16 protein-coding genes are annotated in these 18,674 nt (G+C 69.2%); 9 read left to right on the top strand and 7 right to left on the bottom strand.

The features are described from left to right. Window positions 1–225 precede the first annotated feature (225 nt). Both MYSTI_RS25130 and MYSTI_RS25125 read left to right on the top strand, forming a co-directional pair. Window positions 226–2,196, top strand: a complete 1,971-nt coding sequence (locus MYSTI_RS25130) for a class I SAM-dependent methyltransferase (protein WP_169558662.1) — start codon at window positions 226–228, stop codon at window positions 2,194–2,196. After that, on the top strand, window positions 2,193–4,487 hold the full coding sequence (locus tag MYSTI_RS25125) for a glycosyltransferase (RefSeq protein WP_015350614.1): 2,295 nt from the start codon (window positions 2,193–2,195) through the stop codon (window positions 4,485–4,487). The genes MYSTI_RS25130 and MYSTI_RS25125 overlap by 4 nt, the downstream gene beginning before the upstream one ends. A 57-nt stretch (window positions 4,488–4,544) precedes the next feature. Here the strand turns inward: MYSTI_RS25125 and MYSTI_RS25120 are convergent, their stop codons facing one another. Beyond that, the gene (locus MYSTI_RS25120; protein WP_015350613.1) at window positions 4,545–5,087 is read right to left on the bottom strand and encodes a hypothetical protein; all 543 of its coding nucleotides are present in this window, start codon (window positions 5,085–5,087) and stop codon (window positions 4,545–4,547) included. Next, on the bottom strand, window positions 5,077–6,633 hold the full coding sequence (locus tag MYSTI_RS25115; protein ID WP_233277949.1) for a glycosyltransferase: 1,557 nt from the start codon (window positions 6,631–6,633) through the stop codon (window positions 5,077–5,079). The genes MYSTI_RS25120 and MYSTI_RS25115 overlap by 11 nt, the downstream gene beginning before the upstream one ends. Window positions 6,634–6,810: 177 nt before the next feature. Here MYSTI_RS25115 and rfbB point away from each other — a divergent pair, with 177 nt between their 5' ends. The 4 genes from rfbB to rfbC are packed head-to-tail and all read left to right on the top strand — an operon-like array spanning window position 6,811 to window position 10,179. Beyond that, window positions 6,811–7,836 carry a dTDP-glucose 4,6-dehydratase gene (gene rfbB, locus MYSTI_RS25110; protein ID WP_015350611.1) on the top strand — a complete coding sequence of 342 codons (1,026 nt, stop codon included), beginning with the start codon at window positions 6,811–6,813 and terminating at the stop codon, window positions 7,834–7,836. A gap of 1 nt (window position 7,837) precedes the next feature. Next, window positions 7,838–8,740 carry an SDR family oxidoreductase gene (locus tag MYSTI_RS25105; RefSeq protein ID WP_015350610.1) on the top strand — a complete coding sequence of 301 codons (903 nt, stop codon included), beginning with the start codon at window positions 7,838–7,840 and terminating at the stop codon, window positions 8,738–8,740. A 15-nt stretch (window positions 8,741–8,755) separates the two neighbouring features. Continuing rightward, window positions 8,756–9,637: a glucose-1-phosphate thymidylyltransferase RfbA gene (gene rfbA, locus MYSTI_RS25100; RefSeq protein ID WP_015350609.1), complete on the top strand. Its 882-nt coding sequence runs from the start codon at window positions 8,756–8,758 to the stop codon at window positions 9,635–9,637. After that, window positions 9,634–10,179, top strand: coding sequence for a dTDP-4-dehydrorhamnose 3,5-epimerase (gene rfbC / locus MYSTI_RS25095; RefSeq protein WP_015350608.1), 546 nt, complete (start codon window positions 9,634–9,636; stop codon window positions 10,177–10,179). The genes rfbA and rfbC overlap by 4 nt, the downstream gene beginning before the upstream one ends. 22 nt (window positions 10,180–10,201) lie before the next feature. Here rfbC and MYSTI_RS25090 read toward each other — a convergent pair whose 3' ends face one another. After that, window positions 10,202–10,642, bottom strand: coding sequence for an SRPBCC domain-containing protein (locus MYSTI_RS25090; protein WP_015350607.1), 441 nt, complete (start codon window positions 10,640–10,642; stop codon window positions 10,202–10,204). A gap of 57 nt (window positions 10,643–10,699) precedes the next feature. Between MYSTI_RS25090 and MYSTI_RS25085 the strand changes: the two genes are divergently transcribed. Further along, window positions 10,700–11,029, top strand: coding sequence for an ArsR/SmtB family transcription factor (locus MYSTI_RS25085; protein ID WP_015350606.1), 330 nt, complete (start codon window positions 10,700–10,702; stop codon window positions 11,027–11,029). 4 nt (window positions 11,030–11,033) lie between these two features. On the opposite strand, the gene MYSTI_RS25080 is transcribed toward MYSTI_RS25085, so the two are convergent. Next, window positions 11,034–11,807 (bottom strand): AAC(3) family N-acetyltransferase, encoded by a 774-nt coding sequence (locus MYSTI_RS25080; protein ID WP_015350605.1) that lies wholly within the window; start codon window positions 11,805–11,807, stop codon window positions 11,034–11,036. Between the two features lie 192 nt (window positions 11,808–11,999). Here MYSTI_RS25080 and MYSTI_RS25075 point away from each other — a divergent pair, with 192 nt between their 5' ends. Beyond that, the gene (locus tag MYSTI_RS25075; protein WP_015350604.1) at window positions 12,000–12,995 is read left to right on the top strand and encodes an LLM class flavin-dependent oxidoreductase; all 996 of its coding nucleotides are present in this window, start codon (window positions 12,000–12,002) and stop codon (window positions 12,993–12,995) included. A 48-nt stretch (window positions 12,996–13,043) separates the two neighbouring features. Here the strand turns inward: MYSTI_RS25075 and MYSTI_RS25070 are convergent, their stop codons facing one another. The 3 genes from MYSTI_RS25070 to MYSTI_RS25060 are packed head-to-tail and all read right to left on the bottom strand — an operon-like array spanning window position 13,044 to window position 17,440. Next, entirely contained in the window at window positions 13,044–14,861 is a 1,818-nt protein-coding gene (locus MYSTI_RS25070; RefSeq protein ID WP_015350603.1) for a serine/threonine-protein kinase, read from the bottom strand. A 34-nt stretch (window positions 14,862–14,895) separates the two neighbouring features. Next, window positions 14,896–15,888, bottom strand: coding sequence for a hypothetical protein (locus tag MYSTI_RS25065; protein WP_015350602.1), 993 nt, complete (start codon window positions 15,886–15,888; stop codon window positions 14,896–14,898). Further along, window positions 15,878–17,440, bottom strand: a complete 1,563-nt coding sequence (locus MYSTI_RS25060) for a PEGA domain-containing protein (RefSeq protein ID WP_015350601.1) — start codon at window positions 17,438–17,440, stop codon at window positions 15,878–15,880. The genes MYSTI_RS25065 and MYSTI_RS25060 overlap by 11 nt, the downstream gene beginning before the upstream one ends. A gap of 213 nt (window positions 17,441–17,653) precedes the next feature. On the opposite strand from MYSTI_RS25060, the gene MYSTI_RS25055 reads away from it, so the two are divergent. Continuing rightward, entirely contained in the window at window positions 17,654–18,619 is a 966-nt protein-coding gene (locus MYSTI_RS25055) for a YihY/virulence factor BrkB family protein (protein ID WP_015350600.1), read from the top strand. Window positions 18,620–18,674 lie beyond the last annotated feature (55 nt).

Here is an 18,674-nt window from a genome sequence, read left to right as displayed (position 1 = left end):
GCCGAGAATGGGACGAAGGCCAATCCGACCGGGGTCCTCCCTGGGCGCTTTTACCATTCACTTTCCGCACGTCTCTTGCCTGACCGGTGCCAAGCGTGGGAATGGTTGCGTTTCTGCGGGAACCCCGCTGACAACCCACCTTCGGTTCATGTAGGCGGCGTCGTTTCACATCGGCACATGTACAAAGACATCAAGAGCGAGGGCCCCGCTGGGGACGCGGCCCAGATGAGCGAGAGTCTCCACTTCTGGAAGACGACCAACGGCCATTCCTACCGGGAACTGGCGCGCGTCCGCGAAGGTCAGGGAAACATCGCGAGGGGTCAGCAGGAGCGCGTCCTGACCACCCTCATTCGCTCCGAGCAGCGCCGGCTGGACCGGACGCTGTCCGTCCTTGAGTTTGGTTGTGGCTTCGGTCACCACGCGACCTACATCTCCCAGCTTTCCCGCGTCCGCTACCACGGGTACGACATCTCCGAGTCGATGACGGCGCCGCTCCGGCAGGAGCCGCCCGCGTCGCTGCACCCCGTCGAGGAGCGGATCTTCTGCGGGGACGATCCACTCGCGGCGGTGGAGGGGCGCAAGTTCGACCTGGTCTTCACGGTCGCCACGCTCGTGCACAACCCGAGCGAGCGCATCACCGGGATGCTGGAGACCCTGGGGCAGCTGGTGCTCCCCGGCGGCATGCTGGTGCTGGTGGAGAACCCGTTGATGCCCACGAGTGTGTGGGACGCCTCGAAGCACCCGGGGAGCTGGCTGCACGCGTTCGCGGACCTGCTGCCGGACGGGTGGGACTTGCACCACGGGCCGGGACTCGTGGATTCCCACGATGTCTACGTCCTCAAGCGCCAGGGGGGAAAAGGGCGCCGCTACTTCCAGCTCCTGGGGCCGGAGGCTCCTCGTGACGAGTCCCAGCCGTTGACGCTGGAGGCCCTGCACGCGCGCGCCACGCCTCGGCTGCTGGAGTGGGCGAGCCGCGCCAGCAAGTCCCTGTCGGAGCCCGCCGCGAACCTGGAAGCGCAGGTGACGGAGCTGACCGAGCAGCTCGCGGTGGAGACCGAGCGCTTCGCGCGCCGCCAGCGTCTCCAGTCGCTGTCGGATGACCTCGCGCGCCTGCGGTCCTCGCGCGTGTCCTTCCCGGACGCGCCCGTGGGGTACACGCCCCAGTCGTCGCCTCCGGGGTTCATCCACAACGCCGCGCTGGACACGCGCTGGGCCTTCGACCTGCCGCAGTTCGGGCGGGTGATGCAGGTCTTCCACCAGGAGTGGCACGGCATCCGCGCGGCCTCGGGCTACCTGCCGGGCCAGAAGCTGGCCATCACCGCCGAGCGCCCCATGGACGAGCGCGAGCTTCGCGCCGCCATCGAGGTCATCGACCGCAGCGGCTGCCGCTCGGTCTTGGTGCACGGCTATTCGAACAACGCCCACGACCTCATGGTGTTGCTGCGCCGGGCGATGGGCTCGTCGGTGCGCATCCTCTCGCTGTGGCACGGCTCGACGGCGCAGTTCCACTACACGTCCGAGCTGGATTGCTTCACGCAGCTCGTCGAGCTGAAGCGTCGCGGGGTCATCGACGCGTTGGCGACCGTCAAGCCGGGCATGCACCTGTTGGCGAAGGACATCTTCCCCAAGACGGTCATCAACCTGCCGCCCAAGATGTCGGAGGCCGAGCGCACCGCACGGGGCCGCGCGCTCTCGGGGGCCGCGCTCATCCCGACGCCCAATGACTGGCGGAAGAACTTCTACACCAACCTCTTCGCCTGCCAGGCTTCGCCTCACATCAAGGACATCTACGTCACGGCGAGCTATCGCCTGCCGGAGTCTCTCAAGGGCACTCGGCGCGTCCACCACGTCTCGCGCCCCAGCCGGACGGAGCTGTTCGAGCTGATTCGCCGCTGCGACATCGTCCTCAATGCCTCTCTCTCCGAGTGCCAGCCCATGACAGGACTGGAGTCGCTCGCGCTGCGCATCCCGTGTGTCCATGGGTCGCTCAGCCTGGGCGCCCTGGATGCGCATCCCTATCAGCGGCTGACCCAGGTGGCGGGCGTGGACTCCGTGGAAGTGGTCTCCTCGGCCATCGAGCAGTTGGTGTCCCTGCGCGAGCGCACGCCGGACGAACTCGTGAAGATGATGGAGGACTACGAGCAGGCCCTGGTCGCCGAGGCTGTCAGCGTCCTGGAGGCATTCGTTCAATCATGAGACCTCGTCGCGTCTGTCTGGTCACGGATGAGCTGTATCCCTTCACCGCGGGGGGGATTGGCCGCATCATCCACAACCTCATCGAGGACTCGCTCCACCGCGAGACGGGCGTGGAGCTGCACGTGCTCCTCCCGTCCTATCTGCAGGTGCGCCCGCTCGACGTGGAGCAGGTCTTCCACGGCAAGGTGAAGGCCCACATCGCGAAGGCTCGTTCCGAGTGGGAGCCGAGCTTCGACGAAGGGGGCGTCTATCCTCCCTCCGCGGCCTTCACCGATACCGTCTGTCACGCCCATTCGATGGAGCTGTTGCTGCACCTGCGTCGGCTGGCGGCGGAGGGGACCCACTTCGACGTCATCGAGTTCCCGGACTACCGAGGCTGGGCCTTCTGCGCCATCCAGGAGAAGCTCCTGGGCTGCGGGCTGCTGGACACTGAAATCGCGGTGCGGGTCCACTCGACGGCCGGAATCCTCGCGCCGTTCGAGCGGCAGGTCCTGAGCCGCGAGAGCCTGGGCACCTTCGAGTTCGAGCGCAAGGCGCTGCTGGACGCGGACCTCGTCATCACGCATCTGGCGGGGGTCGCCGAGTTCAACCGCTCCTACTACGGGTTTCCCCGGACGTGGCTGGACAAGGTCATTCAAGAGTTCCCTCCCGTGGCATCCAAGCCGGACCAGGTTCCGCTGCGTGCCGAAGGCGAGCGGGACGTGCTCTTCGTCACCAAGATCCAGGGCGTCAAGCGCACGGACCTGTTCGTCCGGGGCGTGGCCACGTTCATGCGCAGGTTCCCGGAGTACCGGGGCAACGCGGTCCTGGCCTGCCACGCGGCGAACTCCGCCTATCTGGCCTCCGTCCAGGCGCTGATTCCGGAGGACTTGCGCCCCCGCTTCATCTTCACGGGGCCTAGCAAGGACCGTGACGCGCTGATGCGGCAGGGCATCGTCGTCATTCCTTCGGACTACGAATCCCTCAACCTCACGGCGTACGAAGCCTCCGCCGCGGGGGCGACGCTGGTGCTCAACGGGGCGTGTATTGCTTTCGCGTCGGGCACGCCCTTCGTCGATGGGGTGAACTGCCACAAGTTCGATGGCGGTGTCGAAGGGCTCGCGGATGCGCTCGAGCGCGCCTGGCGCTCGCCGGAGCTCCAGCCCGTGGAGTGGACGGCGGCGGCTCCCTATTGGGAGAAGGAGCGGAAGAAGCCTGCGCCGGAGGCGCGAGCCAAGGCCTTGCCCCGCGTCAGCGTCCTCGTCACCAACTTCAACCTGGGGCGCTTCCTTCCGGAGACCCTGGCGAGCATCGCGGACAGCAACTACCCGGAGATCGAGGTCATCGTCGTGGACGATGCCTCGACGAGCGCGTTCGACCACGAGGTGCTGGCCTGCATCGAGGCGGATGCCAAGGTGGGCCTCAGCGGCGTGAAGCTCATCCGCAATCCGACGAACCGGGGACTGCCTGCCTCGCGCAACGTGGGCCTGCGTGCGGCCACGGGTGACTACATCCTGCCGCTGGACGCGGACGACTGCATCAGCCCCACGTTCATCCGCATGGCGGTGGAGGCCCTCGAGCGGCACCCGGAGTTCGACGTCGTCGTGCCGTCGACGGGGTACTTCGACACCGACGAGGCGCGCGCGCAGCGGAGGTTCATCGACTACGCGCTCTTCATCGGGGACTGTCCTTCGCTGGGCATGGTGGCCAACCGCCTGTCGTGCGCGACGTCACTCATGCGCCGGTCGCTTTTCGACACGCATCGCTACAACGAGCAGCTGACGAGCTACGAGGACTGGGACCTCTACCTGCGCCTGGCGCACGCGGGGCACCGCTTCCTCGTCACGAACGCGCTCCACTTCCACTATCGGCGGCGCAAGGGGTCGATGATCTCCGGCGTCAATCCTCGGCGGCATGAGGAGCTGTTGTTCCAGCTCCACCAGGGGCTTCGCCGCCCCCTTCCCGAGGGAATCCAGCTGGCGGCCTTCATGCTTCTGGCGTCCCCAGATGCGGCTCGCGCGCCTCCGCCCGAGCAGGCCATGGCGCCTGTCGTCAGCTCCGCCGTCGCGGCGACGGAGACGCCCCTGCGCTACAACGTGGTGGACACCCTCAACTCCACGCTCAAGCGCATTCCCGCGGTGCACGGCCTGCTCAAGCGCGCCGCCAGCGGCCTGACGCCGGATGGCGCCGAGGAGCGGCCCGCGCGCTATGCGCTGGTGGACCTGGTCAACCGGACCCTCAAGTCGGTGCCCGCCGTCCACCCGTGGGTGAAGCAGGTGGTGAAGACCACGCGGCAGTGGGGCAAGTCGTAGCGCGGAGCCCCTCATGGAGCGCCGGTGGTGGGACACACGGCGCTCGGTGACGCGCGGCTAGCGTCGGCCCGAGCGGCGTCGGGCGCTTCCTCCACCGGGCCCTCGCGGGGGCTCCGGGGGACTGTCGTTCGCGGCAGGGGCCTCCGGGGCCGTGCCCGCCTGGGCTGCTTCCTCCATGCGCGCGAGCCGTCGTTCGACTTCCTGTCGCCAGGTGGCCTGCGTCCGCGCGTGCTCGCGCTGCACGTCGTGAATCGTGGCGAGTGCATCGAGGATGGACTCGTTGAACTCGACCTGCTTTCGCAGCGCCTCGTTGATGAACGGCTGGAAGAGGAGCCGGAAGGCACGCTTCGCGAGCACCAGCGCGGGACCCGAGACGCCCCCCCGGTGGGACGTCACCGGTCCGGCGTAGCGGCTGTCCATCTTCCCGCGTGCCTCCAGGAGCAGCGTGGGCCAGGGCGCGGGAGTCGCCTGCCGCGTGGAGGACTCCAGCGCGCGGCGCAGGGACTCCAGTGCCTCGGCGGAAGCCTCTGGCAGCTTCTGGGTTTCCCTCGCCACGGCTTCGGCCGAGGGCGCATCCGTCAACAGGTCCTCAGCGCGCACGCAACCCCTCCCACAACGTCGTGATGGCCGCCTCGGCGTTCGAGGACTCCATCATCACCAGTCGGTCCTGCAAATGGCTCCGCGCGGCCTCCAGGGCCGTGGAAGGCTGCCCCGCCACGTGCACGCCCCACGCCCTCGCCCCCAGATACGGGAGCAGCGCCTGCGCGCTGAGCGTGTCCACGCCCACCAGCACCACCGGCGCCGACGAGACGCGCACCGCCGTCTCCAGCGAGGACGCGCCGGGAAGGACTTCGCTCACCCGGCTCGCGGGCTGGTCCGGCGTGAAGTGCCACACGGGGACTCCGTCCACCTGCTGCTCGCGCAGCTCCATCGAGGCCGCTTCGCCGCGCGGCCTCAAGGCCAGCACGCGCGCGCCCGGCAAGCGCTCCGCCAGTCGCCGGGTCAGCCGGGACGACTCCGCCTCGGGATGCATCGTGTATCCGGGACACACCAGTTCCACGGTGGCGGATGCGGCCGAGGAGGAAACCTCGGTGGGACGCGAAGACAGCAGGTCATCCAGCGCCGCGCGCACCTGCTCCGCGACGAACTCCTGCGACAGCGCCCCCAGCCGGGCCCGCTGCGCCTCGAGCACCTGGGCCCGCAGCGCGGGGTTCCGGTCCAAGACAGCGAGCAACTGCGCGACCTCCGCGGGGTCATCCGACAGCGTGGTGAGGCCCGCGCCGCCCATCGTCTCCGGGACCGCCGCCGCGCCGTACGCGACCACGGGCACGTTGCGGTACATGCCCTCCAGGAGTGGTACCCCGAAGCCCTCGTGCCGGCTCATGGAGAGATACGCCGACGCCGTCGCGAAGCACGCGGAGAGCTGCGCGGGGCTCACCCGGCCCATGAACACGACGCGCTCGATGCCCAGGACGTCCTTGAGGCCGTGCAGGTACGCGCCATAGGCGCTGTCCCGGTGCAGGTAGCCCGCGATGATGAGGCGGCTGCGCGGCTGGTAGAGCCGCTGGTACGCGGCGAAGACGCGCAGCACGTCATCCACCTTCTTGCTGGGCACCGCTCGGCCCACGAAGAGGATGTTGGAGTACCCGTCGCTCAGCTCCGCCTGGAGCGCTGTGTCCGGAGGCGTGTCGAACGCGGTCCAGTCGATGGCGAAGGGCATCGTCACCACGGAGCGGTAGCCCGCGGCCACCAGCTCCTCGGCGCTGAACTTCGAATAGGTGAAGGCCCGCTCGACGTGCGGCCGCAGCTCCAGCAGCTCATCCCGGGCCGCGTCGCACGCGGCGGCCACCTTGCGCTCGAACCCCTCGAACAGCCGGGCGGGCGTCACGTTCTGGTAGATGATGGCCTTGCGGCCAGGCACTCGAGCGATGAGCGGCACGAGCCGCGACTGGAAGCTGTGCTGGATGAGCAGCACGGTGTCCGGGCGGGCTTGCTTCTCGTACTCGCGCACGTGCCGGACCTGGTCCTTGCACGCATCATCCCAGTCCTCGGCGAAGATGTCGGACGTGTAGCCCCAGCCGCGCAGGAGGCCCTGGAGGTAGCGCGCCTGGTTGCCCACCCCGTCTCCCCACGCGAGCCGTGGCACGAGCTGGTGGACTTCCCGGGGCGTCGATGTGGAGGGGCTGCGGTGGCTCTCTTTCACGCCCGGTTCCCTTAGCGCCGCGAGGGGGCGTACACAAGCGCGGCCCTCCCGAGCGCCTTGACCGTCGCCACCCCCTCCGATACGCAGGCACACTCTCCGAGCTCCCGAGGCCCGCGACACATGAACGTATTGGTGACAGGAGGGTGTGGCTTCATCGGCTCCAACCTCGTGAGGTACCTGCGACGCGAGCGACCCGACTGGACGGTCGTCAACCTCGACCAGCTCACGTATGCGGGCAACCTGGAGAACCTGTCCGACCTGGAGGGAGACCCGCGCCACGTCTTCGTCCGAGGCGACATCGGCAACCGCGAGCTCGTGGAGCACCTGATGTCGGTGCACGCCATCGACACCGTGCTGCACTTGGCGGCCGAGAGCCACGTGGACCGCTCCATCCTCGGGCCCGAGGTCTTCGTCACCACCAACGTGTTGGGCACCCAGCGCCTCCTGGAGGCCAGCCGCGCGCGAGGCGTGAAGCGCTTCGTGATGGTGTCCACCGATGAGGTGTACGGCTCGCTGGGCCCGACCGGCGCCTTCACCGAGTCGTCTCCGCTCAAGCCCTCCAGCCCGTACTCGGCCAGCAAGACGAGCTCCGACCTGGTCGCGCTCGCCTATCACCACACCTTCGGCATGGACGTGGTGGTGACGCGCTGCTCGAACAACTACGGCCGCTACCAGTTCCCGGAGAAGTTGATTCCCCTCATGGTGGTCAATGCGCTGCACGACCGGCCGCTGCCGGTGTACGGCGACGGCGCCAACGTGCGCGACTGGTTGCACGTGGAGGACCACTGCCAGGCGCTGCTGCTCGCGCTGGAGAAGGGCCGCGCGGGCGAGGTGTACAACATCGGCGGTGGGGCGGAGCGCCGCAACATCGACATCGTGAAGGCGATTCTCGGCCTCGTGGGCAAGCCCGAGTCGCTCATCCAGTACGTGAAGGACCGACCGGGGCATGACCGGCGCTACGCCATCGACCCGTCGAAGATTCGCGCCGAGCTGGGGTGGACGCCCGCGCACACCTTCGAGCAGGGGCTGGCGGAGACGGTGCGCTGGTACGTGGACCACCCCGCGTGGTGGGAGCGCGTGATGAGCGGCGCGTACCGGCAATACTTCGAGACGCAGTACCGCCACCGCCTCCAGGGGAAGGCCTGACATGCGCGTCCTCGTCACGGGCTCCAACGGGCTGGTGGGCAGCCGCGCGTGCGAGCTGCTGGAGAAGCGGGGCCATGCCGTGGTCGGCCTGGGGCGAGGGCCTCGGCGCACGGGGGGCACGTACGACTACGTCTCCGTGGACCTCACGCGGGACGCGGACGTGGCCCAGGCGCTGTCCTCGGCGGCGCCGGACGTCGTCATCCACTGCGCCTCCATGACGGACGTGGACTCCTGCGAGAAGAACGCGGAGGCGGCGTACGCGGCCAACGTCCAGGCGACGGCGGCGGTGGCGCGCGGGGCGCGGACGGCCGGGGCTCACCTGGTCCATGTGTCCACCGACTACGTCTTCGACGGCGACGCGGGCCCGTACGATGAAGCGGCCGTGCCCAACCCGCGCGGCGTCTACGCGCTGACGAAGCACCTGGGCGAGCAGACGGTGCGAGTGCTCGCGCCGGGCTCCGCGATTGCTCGGACGGCGGTGGTGTACGGCTGGCCTCCCGTGGAAGGCCGGCTCAACTTCGGCGCGTGGCTGGTGACGAACCTGTCGAAGGGCCAGTCGGTGCGGCTGTTCGACGACCAGATTGTCTCGCCCTCGCTCGCGGACAACGTCGCGGCGATGCTGGTGGAGTTGGGTGAGCGCAAGCTCGGCGGGGTGTGGAACACCTGCGGCGGCGCGGTGATGGACCGCGTGGCATTCGGGCGGGCGCTGTGTGAGGTGTTCGGGTTCGACGCGGGGCTCGTCATCCCCACGCGCATGGCGGACCTGAAGCTGCCCAGTCCTCGGCCGCTGAAGAGCGGGCTCAAGACGGACAAGGCCCGCGCCGAGCTGGCCGAGAAGCCGCTGGACCTGGCCGAGTCGCTCTCCCGTTTCCACGCGAGCTGGAAGGCCGCGCGAGGAACCTGACTTCGAGAGGTGGATATGAAGGGCATCATCCTCGCAGGTGGCTCGGGGACGCGGCTGTATCCCCTGACTCGCGTGGTCAGCAAGCAGCTGCTGCCCGTGCACGACAAGCCGATGATCTACTACCCGCTCAGCACGCTGATGCTGGCGGGCATTCGCGAGGTGCTCATCATCTCCACGCCGCAGGACCTGCCTCGCTTCCGCGAGCTGCTGGGCTCCGGCGAGCAGTGGGGCATGCGCTTCGAGTACGCGGAGCAGCCTCGGCCGGACGGGCTGGCGCAGGCGTTCGTCATCGGCCGCGACTTCGTGGGCACGTCGCCGGTGTCGCTCATCCTGGGGGACAACATCTTCTACGGGCACGGGCTGAGCCAGCGCGTGCGCAACGCGGCGAAACGCACGTCGGGCGCCACCGTGTTCGGCTACTACGTGAAGGACCCGGAGCGCTACGGCGTGGTGGAGCTGGACGCGAACAACCGGGCGGTGAGCCTGGAAGAGAAGCCGCTCAAGCCCAAGTCGAACTACGCCGTCACCGGGCTGTACTTCTACGACAACCAGGTGCTCGACATCGCCGCCGCGCTCAAGCCGAGCCCTCGCGGTGAGCTCGAGATTACGGACGTCAACGCGGAGTACCTGCGCCGGGGCCAGCTCGACGTGGAGCTGATGGGCCGGGGCTATGCGTGGCTGGACACGGGGACCCACAGCTCGCTGATGGAGGCCTCGAACTTCATCGAAATCATCGAACGCCGCCAGGGCCTCAAGGTGGCGTGTCCCGAGGAGATTGCGTACCGGATGGGCTACATCGACGCGAAGCAGCTGACGGCTCTGGCGGAGCCGATGCGGAAGAACGAGTACGGCCAGTACCTGCTGGCCGTCGCGGAGAACCGGGGCGCGGTGTCATGAAGGTGTTGCCGCTGGAGATTCCGGAGCTGTTGCTGGTGGAGCCCAAGGTCTTCGGTGATGACCGGGGCTTCTTCATGGAGCTGTTCCACGCGAAGCGGTACGCGGACGCGGGCATCGCCGGGCCCTTCATCCAGGACAACTACTCGCGCTCGTCGCGAGGCACCCTCCGGGGCCTGCACTTCCAGGAGCCGCAAGGGCAGGGGAAGCTGGTGCAGGTGCTCGCGGGCCGCGTGTACGACGTGGCGGTGGATGTCCGGCGCGGCTCGCCGACCTTCGGGAAGTGGGCCGCGGTGGAGCTGTCCGCGGAGAACCGCCGGCAGCTGTGGATTCCCCCGGGCTTCGCCCACGGCTTCTGCGTGACGAGCGAGACGGCGGACTTCCATTACAAGTGCACCACGCTGTACGCGCCGGAGACGGAGCGCTGCATCGCGTGGAACGACCCGGACCTCGGCATTCCCTGGCCGGTGTCCGAGCCGCTGATGTCGCCCAAGGACCTGCGCGCCCCCCGTCTCAAGGACGCGCCCATCCTCCCTTCGCTGTAGCGACAAGCGGGGTGGCGCCCGCTCAGTAGGCGCCGCCCTCGCGCAGGTTGATGCCGTGCTCGAGGTACGCCTTGAGGCACGTCATCATGTGCATCCAGCCACCACAGTTGTCGTACGACGACTTGAAGCCCTTCTCGTCCGCCTTCCAGCCCGACTCGCGAATCTGCACCAGCGTGTTGCCGGCATCGATGGGCTTGAAGTTCATCTCGATGAGGGTGTTGTAGCCGCCCTCCGCGGCCTCCCACTCCAGGGTGATGCGCTCGTCCTTCGTCACCTCGCGGACGACGACGTCGAACGCGTCCGGGGCCTCCGCGAAGCTCCACTTCACCGTGGTGCCCGACACCAGCGGCGCGCTGGCCGTCTTCACGAAGTAGCCGCTGAGCTTGCGCGGATTCACGACGCCGTCGAAGACCTCCGACACCGGCTTCTGGATCTTCAACTGCACCTGGAACTGGGGCTCCATGGATTGGCTCCTCGTGGGGGTGGGGTTTCGTTCGACGATATGTTATAGAAATATAACATGAAGAGGGCTGAGAAGGACGACCTCATCTTCAAGGCGCTCGCGGACTCACGGAGGCGGGAGGTGTTGGACCTGCTGAAGGCGGCGCCGCGGACGACGGGAGACTTGTGTGCGCACTTCGAGGCCACGCTGGACCGGTGCACGGTGATGCAGCACCTCAAGGTCCTCGAGCGCGCGGGCCTGGTCATCGCCGTGCGCGAGGGGCGCGTGCGGTGGAACTACCTCAACGCCACGCCGTTCAAGGAGATCCACGACCGGTGGATTTCTCCCTATGCGGCCGAGGCGGTGAACCTGCTCTCCCGGCTGAAGCGCGACCTGGAGGAGGACTGAGCCTTCACGCGCCGATGCTCAGGCGCGCCTGGTCGCATTGCTCGCAGCCGGTGTCCTGGGGGCACAGGAAGGTCAGGGGCTCGGCGGTGAGCTGCTTCACCGCGACGTCCACCAGGGGCCTCGCGTCACAGAGCCGCGCGTGGGCGTGGCCGACGGTGCCCTCGCGTTGGAGGTTCCGAGCGCGCAGCCAGTCATCGGCGAGCGGGAAGCGGGAGCAGCAGTGGTCCGTCTCGGCGATCATCACCGTGCTGGCGACGCCGTCGACCTCGACGATGCAGGGATGGGAGACGGAGTAGGGCACGCGTGCGAGCGCCTCCGCCATGTGGAGTGTCGTGTTCTCGCCGTGGCTCACGCCGAGCAGGAGAATCTGTCCGCCCAGGTCGTGGACCCGGCCCACGGGGCTGTCGGGGCCGTGGGGCGGCGAGAGCGGCTGGGGGCGGCAGATGTCCGCGGCGTGAGGGCCCTCGGCGGCGAAGGAGCCTCCGGGGTGGGTGCTTCGCGTCACGCCGGGCTGGCGCCAGAAGAGCTCCGCGGTGATGCCCATGCCCTCGGTGGGCGTCGTGGCCGGGTCGAAGACGGTGTCCCCGCCGGTCATCGTGGGCATGACCAGGGTGCCGCGTGGACCCAGGGCCGCGCGCAGGGCGCCGATGAGCCCCAGCGGGCCGCCCTCGACGGGGCGCACGGCCTTGAAGGACGTATGGACCAGGAGCACGCCGCCCTCGCGGACCCCGAGGGACTGGAGCTGCTCCACCATTCGAGCGTGACTGACTTCGTGCATGAGGGACCCCTGCTGGGAGTCTTCCATGGAGGGGCGGGCGGTGGGAGAGGGCAGCCGTGGGGTTGTGTGCCTCGCCGCGTTTCCCGTGCGCATCGGCGTGGCCCTGGTTAACGGAGGAGCGCCGGGGGTGATGCCTGCCCGGGACGGGGCGGTCCCGTCCTTCGTTCCGCGAGTGTGCCCCGGGGCCCTCCGATGATTCCCTTCTCCGTTCTCGACCTCTCTCCCATCCGCCAGGGCAGCAACGCGGGGGAGGCTCTGCGCTCGACGCTGGACCTGGCTCGCCATGCCGAGCGGTGGGGCTACCAGCGCTTCTGGCTCGCCGAGCACCACAACATGACGGGCATCGCCAGCGCCGCCACGGCGGTGGTCATCGGCCATGTCGCGCAGGGGACCTCCACCATTCGCGTGGGAGCGGGGGGCATCATGCTCCCCAACCACTCACCGCTCGTCATCGCCGAGCAGTTCGGCACACTCGAGTCGCTGCATCCCGGGCGCATCGACCTGGGGCTGGGGCGCGCTCCCGGCACGGATGGCCGTACGGCCCAAGCGCTGCGGCGCAGCCACGTGGACACGTCCGACACCTTTCCTCAGGACGTCGCGGAGCTGCAGGCGTACTTCCAGGAGCCCACGTCCCAGCAGGCCGTGCGCGCCGTGCCCGGCATGGGGCTCAAGGTGCCGCTGTGGCTCCTGGGCTCCAGCCTCTTCAGCGCGCAGCTCGCCGCGGCCATGGGGTTGCCGTTCGCGTTCGCCTCGCACTTCGCGCCGCAGCAGATGATGCAGGCGTTGCACCTGTATCGCACCCAGTTCCGGCCGTCGGAGGTGCTCCAGAAGCCCTACGCGATGCTGGGCGTCAACGTCTTCACCGCCGACACGGAGGCTCAGGCGCAGCGCTTGTTCACCTCGCTGCTGCAAGCCTTCATCAACCTGCGGCGCGGACGTCCGGGACAGCTTCCTCCGCCCGTGGAGAGCATGGACGGGCTCATCACCGAGTACGAGCTGGCGCAGGTGGAGACGATGCTGGCGTGCTCCTTCGTCGGCGCACCCGAGCAGGTGGGCGATGGCCTGCGCTCCTTCATCGCGGAGACGAAGCCGGACGAGCTGATGGTCACTTCGCAGATCTTCGACCACGCCGCGCGGCTGCGCTCCTACGAGCTGCTCTCGCAGGTGCATGCCCGGCTGTCGACTTGAGCCAGAGGGGCCTCGTCCCGTGCCCGAGCGGCTGCGCTCCGCCGTGTGCTACTCGGACACGTCGGGCGGCAGCATCTGCCGGCACCGGGTGAGGCCCCGCTGGGCATCGGCGAGCTGCGGATAGTCCTTCTTCAGGGCCCGGTAGAGCGTGATGGCGTCCGCGCAGTTGCCTTCGTCCTCACGCGCCCGAGCCCGGGCCAGCCGCTTGGAGGCATCCTCGATCTTCGTGCCGAGCTCCGCGAGCTTGGGCTCCACGACGTCCAGGCCCAGGCTCCGCGCGAGGGCCAGCTTCTCCGACGCCTTGGACAGCTCGCCGTCGTTGAAGTCGTCGCCAATCTCGATGAGTCGGTCCAGCGCCTTCTCTTGTTTCCGCGCCAGCGCGGCGGTGTCCTCCGCTGCCACGACGGCCTCGGGGGGCCTGGTGCCCTCGGGCTCGGGACGGGGCGGCTCCGTGGGTTGCGGCGGGGGAGGGGACGGCGCCGGCTTCGGGCTCTCCGCGACGGGCGCGGGAGCTGGCTGGTCCTTCGCGCCACCTCGGACCGTCACCACCCCGAGCCCCGCGAGAATCAGCACGCCCGCGATGCTCAGCCCCATCACCCAGCCCGCGCGGCCCTGCTTCGCGGGCGTGTAGGGCGACATCGCGTGCGCGGTCTTGTCGAACCCCGCGCGCTCGGGCTTCGCGGGCACGGGCGTGACGGGAAGCTGCTCGGTCCTGTCGATGGACGGGCTGTCATCCAAGGAGGGGATCGGCGTCATGCGCCCCGTGTTGATGCGGGCCAGCTCGGTCGGCGCCTCCGAGGCGCCCCGCAGCATCGTGTCCTCGGTGCCATCGCCGTAGATGAGCGTGCCCGAGTTCACGTTGCTGCTCGTGCCCATCTTCACCACGGGGTTGACGCCGCTGATGGGCGGCCGCCCGATGAGCGTGGGCAGCGCGTTGCTCAGGTCCGACGCGAACAACTCCATCGTCGCGTAGCGCTCCACGCGCTTCTTCGCGGTGGCCTTCTGGATGACCGCGTCGAGCGCGGGAATGTCCAGCTCCGGCGCGATGTCTCCCAGCCGCGGCGTGGGCTGGTTCACCTGCCGCTGCATGATGTCCGCGACGCTGGTGCCGTCGAACGGCTGCACGCCCGTGAGCAGCTCGAAGAGCACCACGCCCACCGCGTAGATGTCCGCGCGCGAGTCCACGTCCTGGCCCTGCGCCTGCTCGGGTGACATGTACCGAGGCGTCCCCGCCACCGCGCCCTGCGCCGTCAGCCGCGTGGCGCTGTCCGCGATGCGGGCGATGCCGAAGTCCAGCACCTTGACGTGCCAGCCGCGCAGGCCCTGCCGGACCATGATGTTCTCGGGCTTGAGGTCCCGGTGCACCACGCCGCGCCCGTGCGCGTACGCCAGCACGTCCGCCACCTGGAGGATGATGTCCCCGGCCTCGTGCGCGCTCAGCCGGCCCACGTTCGCGAGCAGGCGCTTGAGGTCATCTCCCTCCACGTACTCCATGGAGATGTAGAGGTTGCCCTCCTCGTCCTGTCCGAAGTCGTGCAGGTTGACGGCGTTGGGGTGGCCCACCCGCGCGTAGCTCTTGGCCTCGTTGAGGAAGCGCCGCGTGACATCCAGGTCCAGCGACAGGCCGCTGTGCAGGAACTTCATCGCGACCTGCTGCCCGATGCCCACCTGCTCCGCCAGGTACACCGAGCCCATGCCACCCTGGCCCAGCTTCTTGACGATGCGATACCGCCCGGCGACGGTGCGACCCAGCATCCGGTCCACGCGCTGGGTCACGGTGAGCAGCTCCGTGCCTCCGCAGCCCGGACAGGCGCCCGTCCAGGTGTCGTGCTGCGCCTCGCATCGCTGACAGATGAACAGGGACATCCAGGTCCTTCCAGGGTGTGAGGGCGTCGCCCGCTCAGCGCGCCGCGGCCGGCGAGTAGCGCTGGAAGAGCAGCCGCTCCAGCTCCCGCGCGCCGTCTTCCGCGGACGTCTGCTGCGCCACCGCCGCGCGCAGCAGGTCCGTGCGAGGGTCCTCCGCGAGGTCCGCCTCCATCACGGTCAGCGCCCCGCGCAAGTCCCCCGCGCGCTGGAGCGCGGCGGCCCGCCACACGCGATACTCCGTCACCCCAGGCGCCTCCGTGGCCGCCTTGGCGAACAGCCCCTCCGCGCCGCGCGCGTCTCCCCCCTGGAGCGCGACCAGTCCCTCCAGGAACTGTCCCTTCGCCGAGGCCTGGGGCACGGGCTCTCCCGTGTCCCTCGCCCAATCCAGCAGCGCCCGCGCGGTGCTCAGGGGCTCCGTCGCCAGGGCCTCGCCCGTGAGCGCGCGGCGGTGGACGTCCTCCGCGCCCGTGCGGCTCGCGGTGCTCAAGCGCGTCGCCATCTCCGCCAGGTCCACGCCCAGGTAGCCCTCCGCGATGAGCGTGCGCAGCCCTTCGCCCGCGCCTCCGGCCTCCGCGAGCTTGCCGGCCTCGAGCGCCTCGAAGAAGGCCGCCTTCATCTCCACGTGCCGCGCCGTCAGGTCCGCGGGCGCCGGGGCCTTCTTCTTCCGAGAGGCCTTGAGCTGCCGCTCGCACAGCTCCAGCTCACCCTGCGCCTTGGGGCGCTCCTGGATGTCGGGCGCGCTCTTCAGCCACGCGCGATACGCGGCGCAGGCGCCCGCCGTCTCCTTGGCTCCCATGCGCGCGCGCCCCAGGCCCAGATACGCCGGGAGCAGCGCCGGGTTGGCTCGCGTGGCCCGCAGGAACAGCCGCGAGGACTCCGCGTACAGCCGCTTGTTGTAGAGCTTGGTGGCCTCGGCGACGAGCGCGTCGGCGTTGCCCACCGAGGGGCCCACGAGCGGCTCGGCGAACGCCACACCGCCCAGCATCACCACACACGTCAGCAACAGCCGGCGCGACTCAGAACGCATAACCCACCCCTCCCCGGAAGTTGCTCGTCCCGGCCAGCTTGCCCAGCAGGGAGAAGCCCCGCTGGTAGGCCACGGACGCGTAGAGACCCTCGTAGACGAAGATGCGCGCGGTGGCCTGTCCGGACACATGCAGGTCCAGCGCATAGAGGCCGTCCTTGAAGCGCGGCGAGAAGCCCGAGCCGTCGTCCTGCTCCTTCGCGAGCGCCCCGCGCATGTCCAGGCCCGCCTGGATGGCGAACGACACGGGGCCCAGCACGTAGCGAAGCTGGGGCTGGAGCGCGCGCAGCGACAGCACCTGCACCTTCGTGTCGACCTGCGTGAGGCCCGTCAGCCCGGGAGATGCCTGCGCGCCCTGCGGCACGTTGACACCCATGGTCCAGACATCCCCCGTGGAGTACCAGGTCGCCCCCACGAGCATCACGCCGAAGTACTGGCCGTACCGCCCATACTCAATCCCCAGCCCGCGAAGCCGCCGCGAGCCCGGAGACCGCACGCCCGTGCCGCGCACGTCACCCACGCCGTTGTCCGTGTTCACCGGCTGCGCGGTCAGCGTGTCGGAGGTGAGGCTCGCGAACTCGTACGACGCCTCCAGGTAGCTCTGCCGCGCCATGGTGGCCGCCTGGCGCCGGCGCATGGCCAGCTTGAAGGCCTGCATCGACGTGGGCTTGAGCTCCTGCTCCAGCGTGTACGTCGCACCGGGCGCGATGTCCGCCTCGACTTCGTGGGGCTCGTAGCCTTCCTGCGTGAGCCGCAGCGTCCGCTTCCCGGGCTGGATGCCCTGGTCCACCGCGTCCTTCCCCACCACGGAGCCATCCACGAGGATGGCCGTGCCCTCCGGCAGCACCTTCACCACCAGCCGCGCGGGCACCTTCTCCAGCGCGGGGCTCAGCTTCACCTGCTCCCGCGAGGCGACCACCCGCGTCTCCTCGCGCGGCAGGTGCGACGCCAGCTCGAACCGGAACGTGTGCTCTCCTGGCAGCACCTCCGTGGCGTAGGGCGTCACCCCGACCTTCACCCCGTCGATGAACACCGTGGCACCGGCGGGCTCCGTCACCGCCTCCACCAGGGCGTTGAGCGACAGGAACTTCACCAGCACGCCCGCCAGCGCCCGGTCGAAGGAGGGATTGCTCGTCTCCGCCTCCGCGCGAGCGCCGCTCTCTGAACGAATGCTCACCGCGCGGAAGCGATAGCCCGCGTCATCCTGGCCCACCCGCACCAGCACCACGCGCTCCAACCCCAGCGAGGCCAGGTACGTCCCCAGCGGCTCCCGACACCGGGCGCCACCGGCCAGACAGCCCAGGTCGCCGGTGCGTCCCTGGAGGTGCGCGGCCAGGGCCTTCGCGCCCACCACCTGCCGAGGTTTCACATCCGCGGGAAGCAGTCCCGTGATGCCTGTCTCGGCCCGTTGCACCAGGGCATCCTGGCCGGGGTACATGGGTTGAACGAGCCAGAGCGTTTCGGTCGGAGCCTCGGTGCGAGCCTCCGCGGCGGCGCCAGGTGTCGCGCTGGCCATGAGCGCCAGGCTGACACTCAGCAGAGATGCAACGAGCATTGCGTCCTCGGGGCGGACTGAGTCCTGAAGTGGGCGCCGGGCCCTCCTGGACGGAGGGGACCGGGCGTGAAGTGTTTTTTACAAGATGAAATGTTTTTCAGGAAGCCAGTCCCCGGGGGGAGGGACGGCCGGGGAGGCGCCTCGGGGCTGCGGGGGCGCCGCCAGGGGTGGGCATGGCCAAGCTCCCTGGGGCCTACATGGGCGAGGGGCGTGATGGTCTTGCCGGGCAAAGGCATGGCGTGGAAGGAGTTCTTCAAGCTCCTGAAGGAGGAGTGGAAGCGCGACGACGTGAGCAACGTCGCGGGGGCTTTGACGTTCCGCGCCATCCTCGCGCTGTTCCCCTTCCTGCTGTTCCTGGTGTCGCTGGCGGGCGTCATCATCGACCCGAACCAGGCCCAGGTGCTCATCCAGGAATTGGGCAAGGTGGCCCCCCAGGAAGTGACGAGCATCCTGGGGCAGCGCATCGAGTCACTGGCGAGCAGCAACCCGGTGGGTCTGCTGACGGTGGGTGGCGTGGGCGCCATCTGGGCAGCCTCCGGTGGAATCGTCGCTTTGATGGACGCGCTGAACACGGCCTACGGCGTGGATGAAACGCGGCCGGTGTGGAAACTTCGACTCATCGCGGTGAGCACGACGCTGATGGTCGCGGTGGTGACCATCCTGGCGGCGCTGGCCGCGGTGGTGGCGCCCGCCCTGGCCGGCAAGCTGCCGGGGCCCGCGGCCACGGTGGTGCTGTGGCTGCGCATGCCCGTGGCGGGCCTGCTGATGATGTTCCTGTGGGCGGTCCTGTACTACGTGCTGCCCGACACCCGGAACCGCTTCCGCTTCATCACCCCCGGCTCGGTGGTGGGGGTGGTCATCTGGGTGGCGGCGTCCTGGGCTTTCTCCAAGTACGTGGCCAACTTCGGCAAGTACGACGTGAACTACGGCGCCATCGGTGGCGTCATCGTGCTGCTGTTGTGGATGTGGTTGTCTTCACAGGTCGTCCTCCTGGGGGCGGAGATCAACGCCATCCTCGAGCAGCGCTCGCTCCAGATGGAGCAGAAGCCCCGCGAGGCGGAGGCGCCCGTGGAGGAGGGTGGGGCGAAGCTCTCCCGGACGCCGCTGGCCGCCGCCGCGAAGTGGGCCACGGGGCTGGGGTTGGGGGTGTTCTTCCTGAGGCGCAGCTCCGGCCGGTGAATGTGCTTGCACGGTGGGTGATACCCGTGCAACGTCGTGGCTACAGACATCGTGC

This window comes from Myxococcus stipitatus DSM 14675 (assembly GCF_000331735.1).
GTDB classification, from domain to species: Bacteria; Myxococcota; Myxococcia; order Myxococcales; family Myxococcaceae; genus Myxococcus; species Myxococcus stipitatus.
The sequence above is the reverse complement of the archived record's forward strand: the minus strand, read 5'-3'. Positions and strand labels throughout refer to the sequence as shown.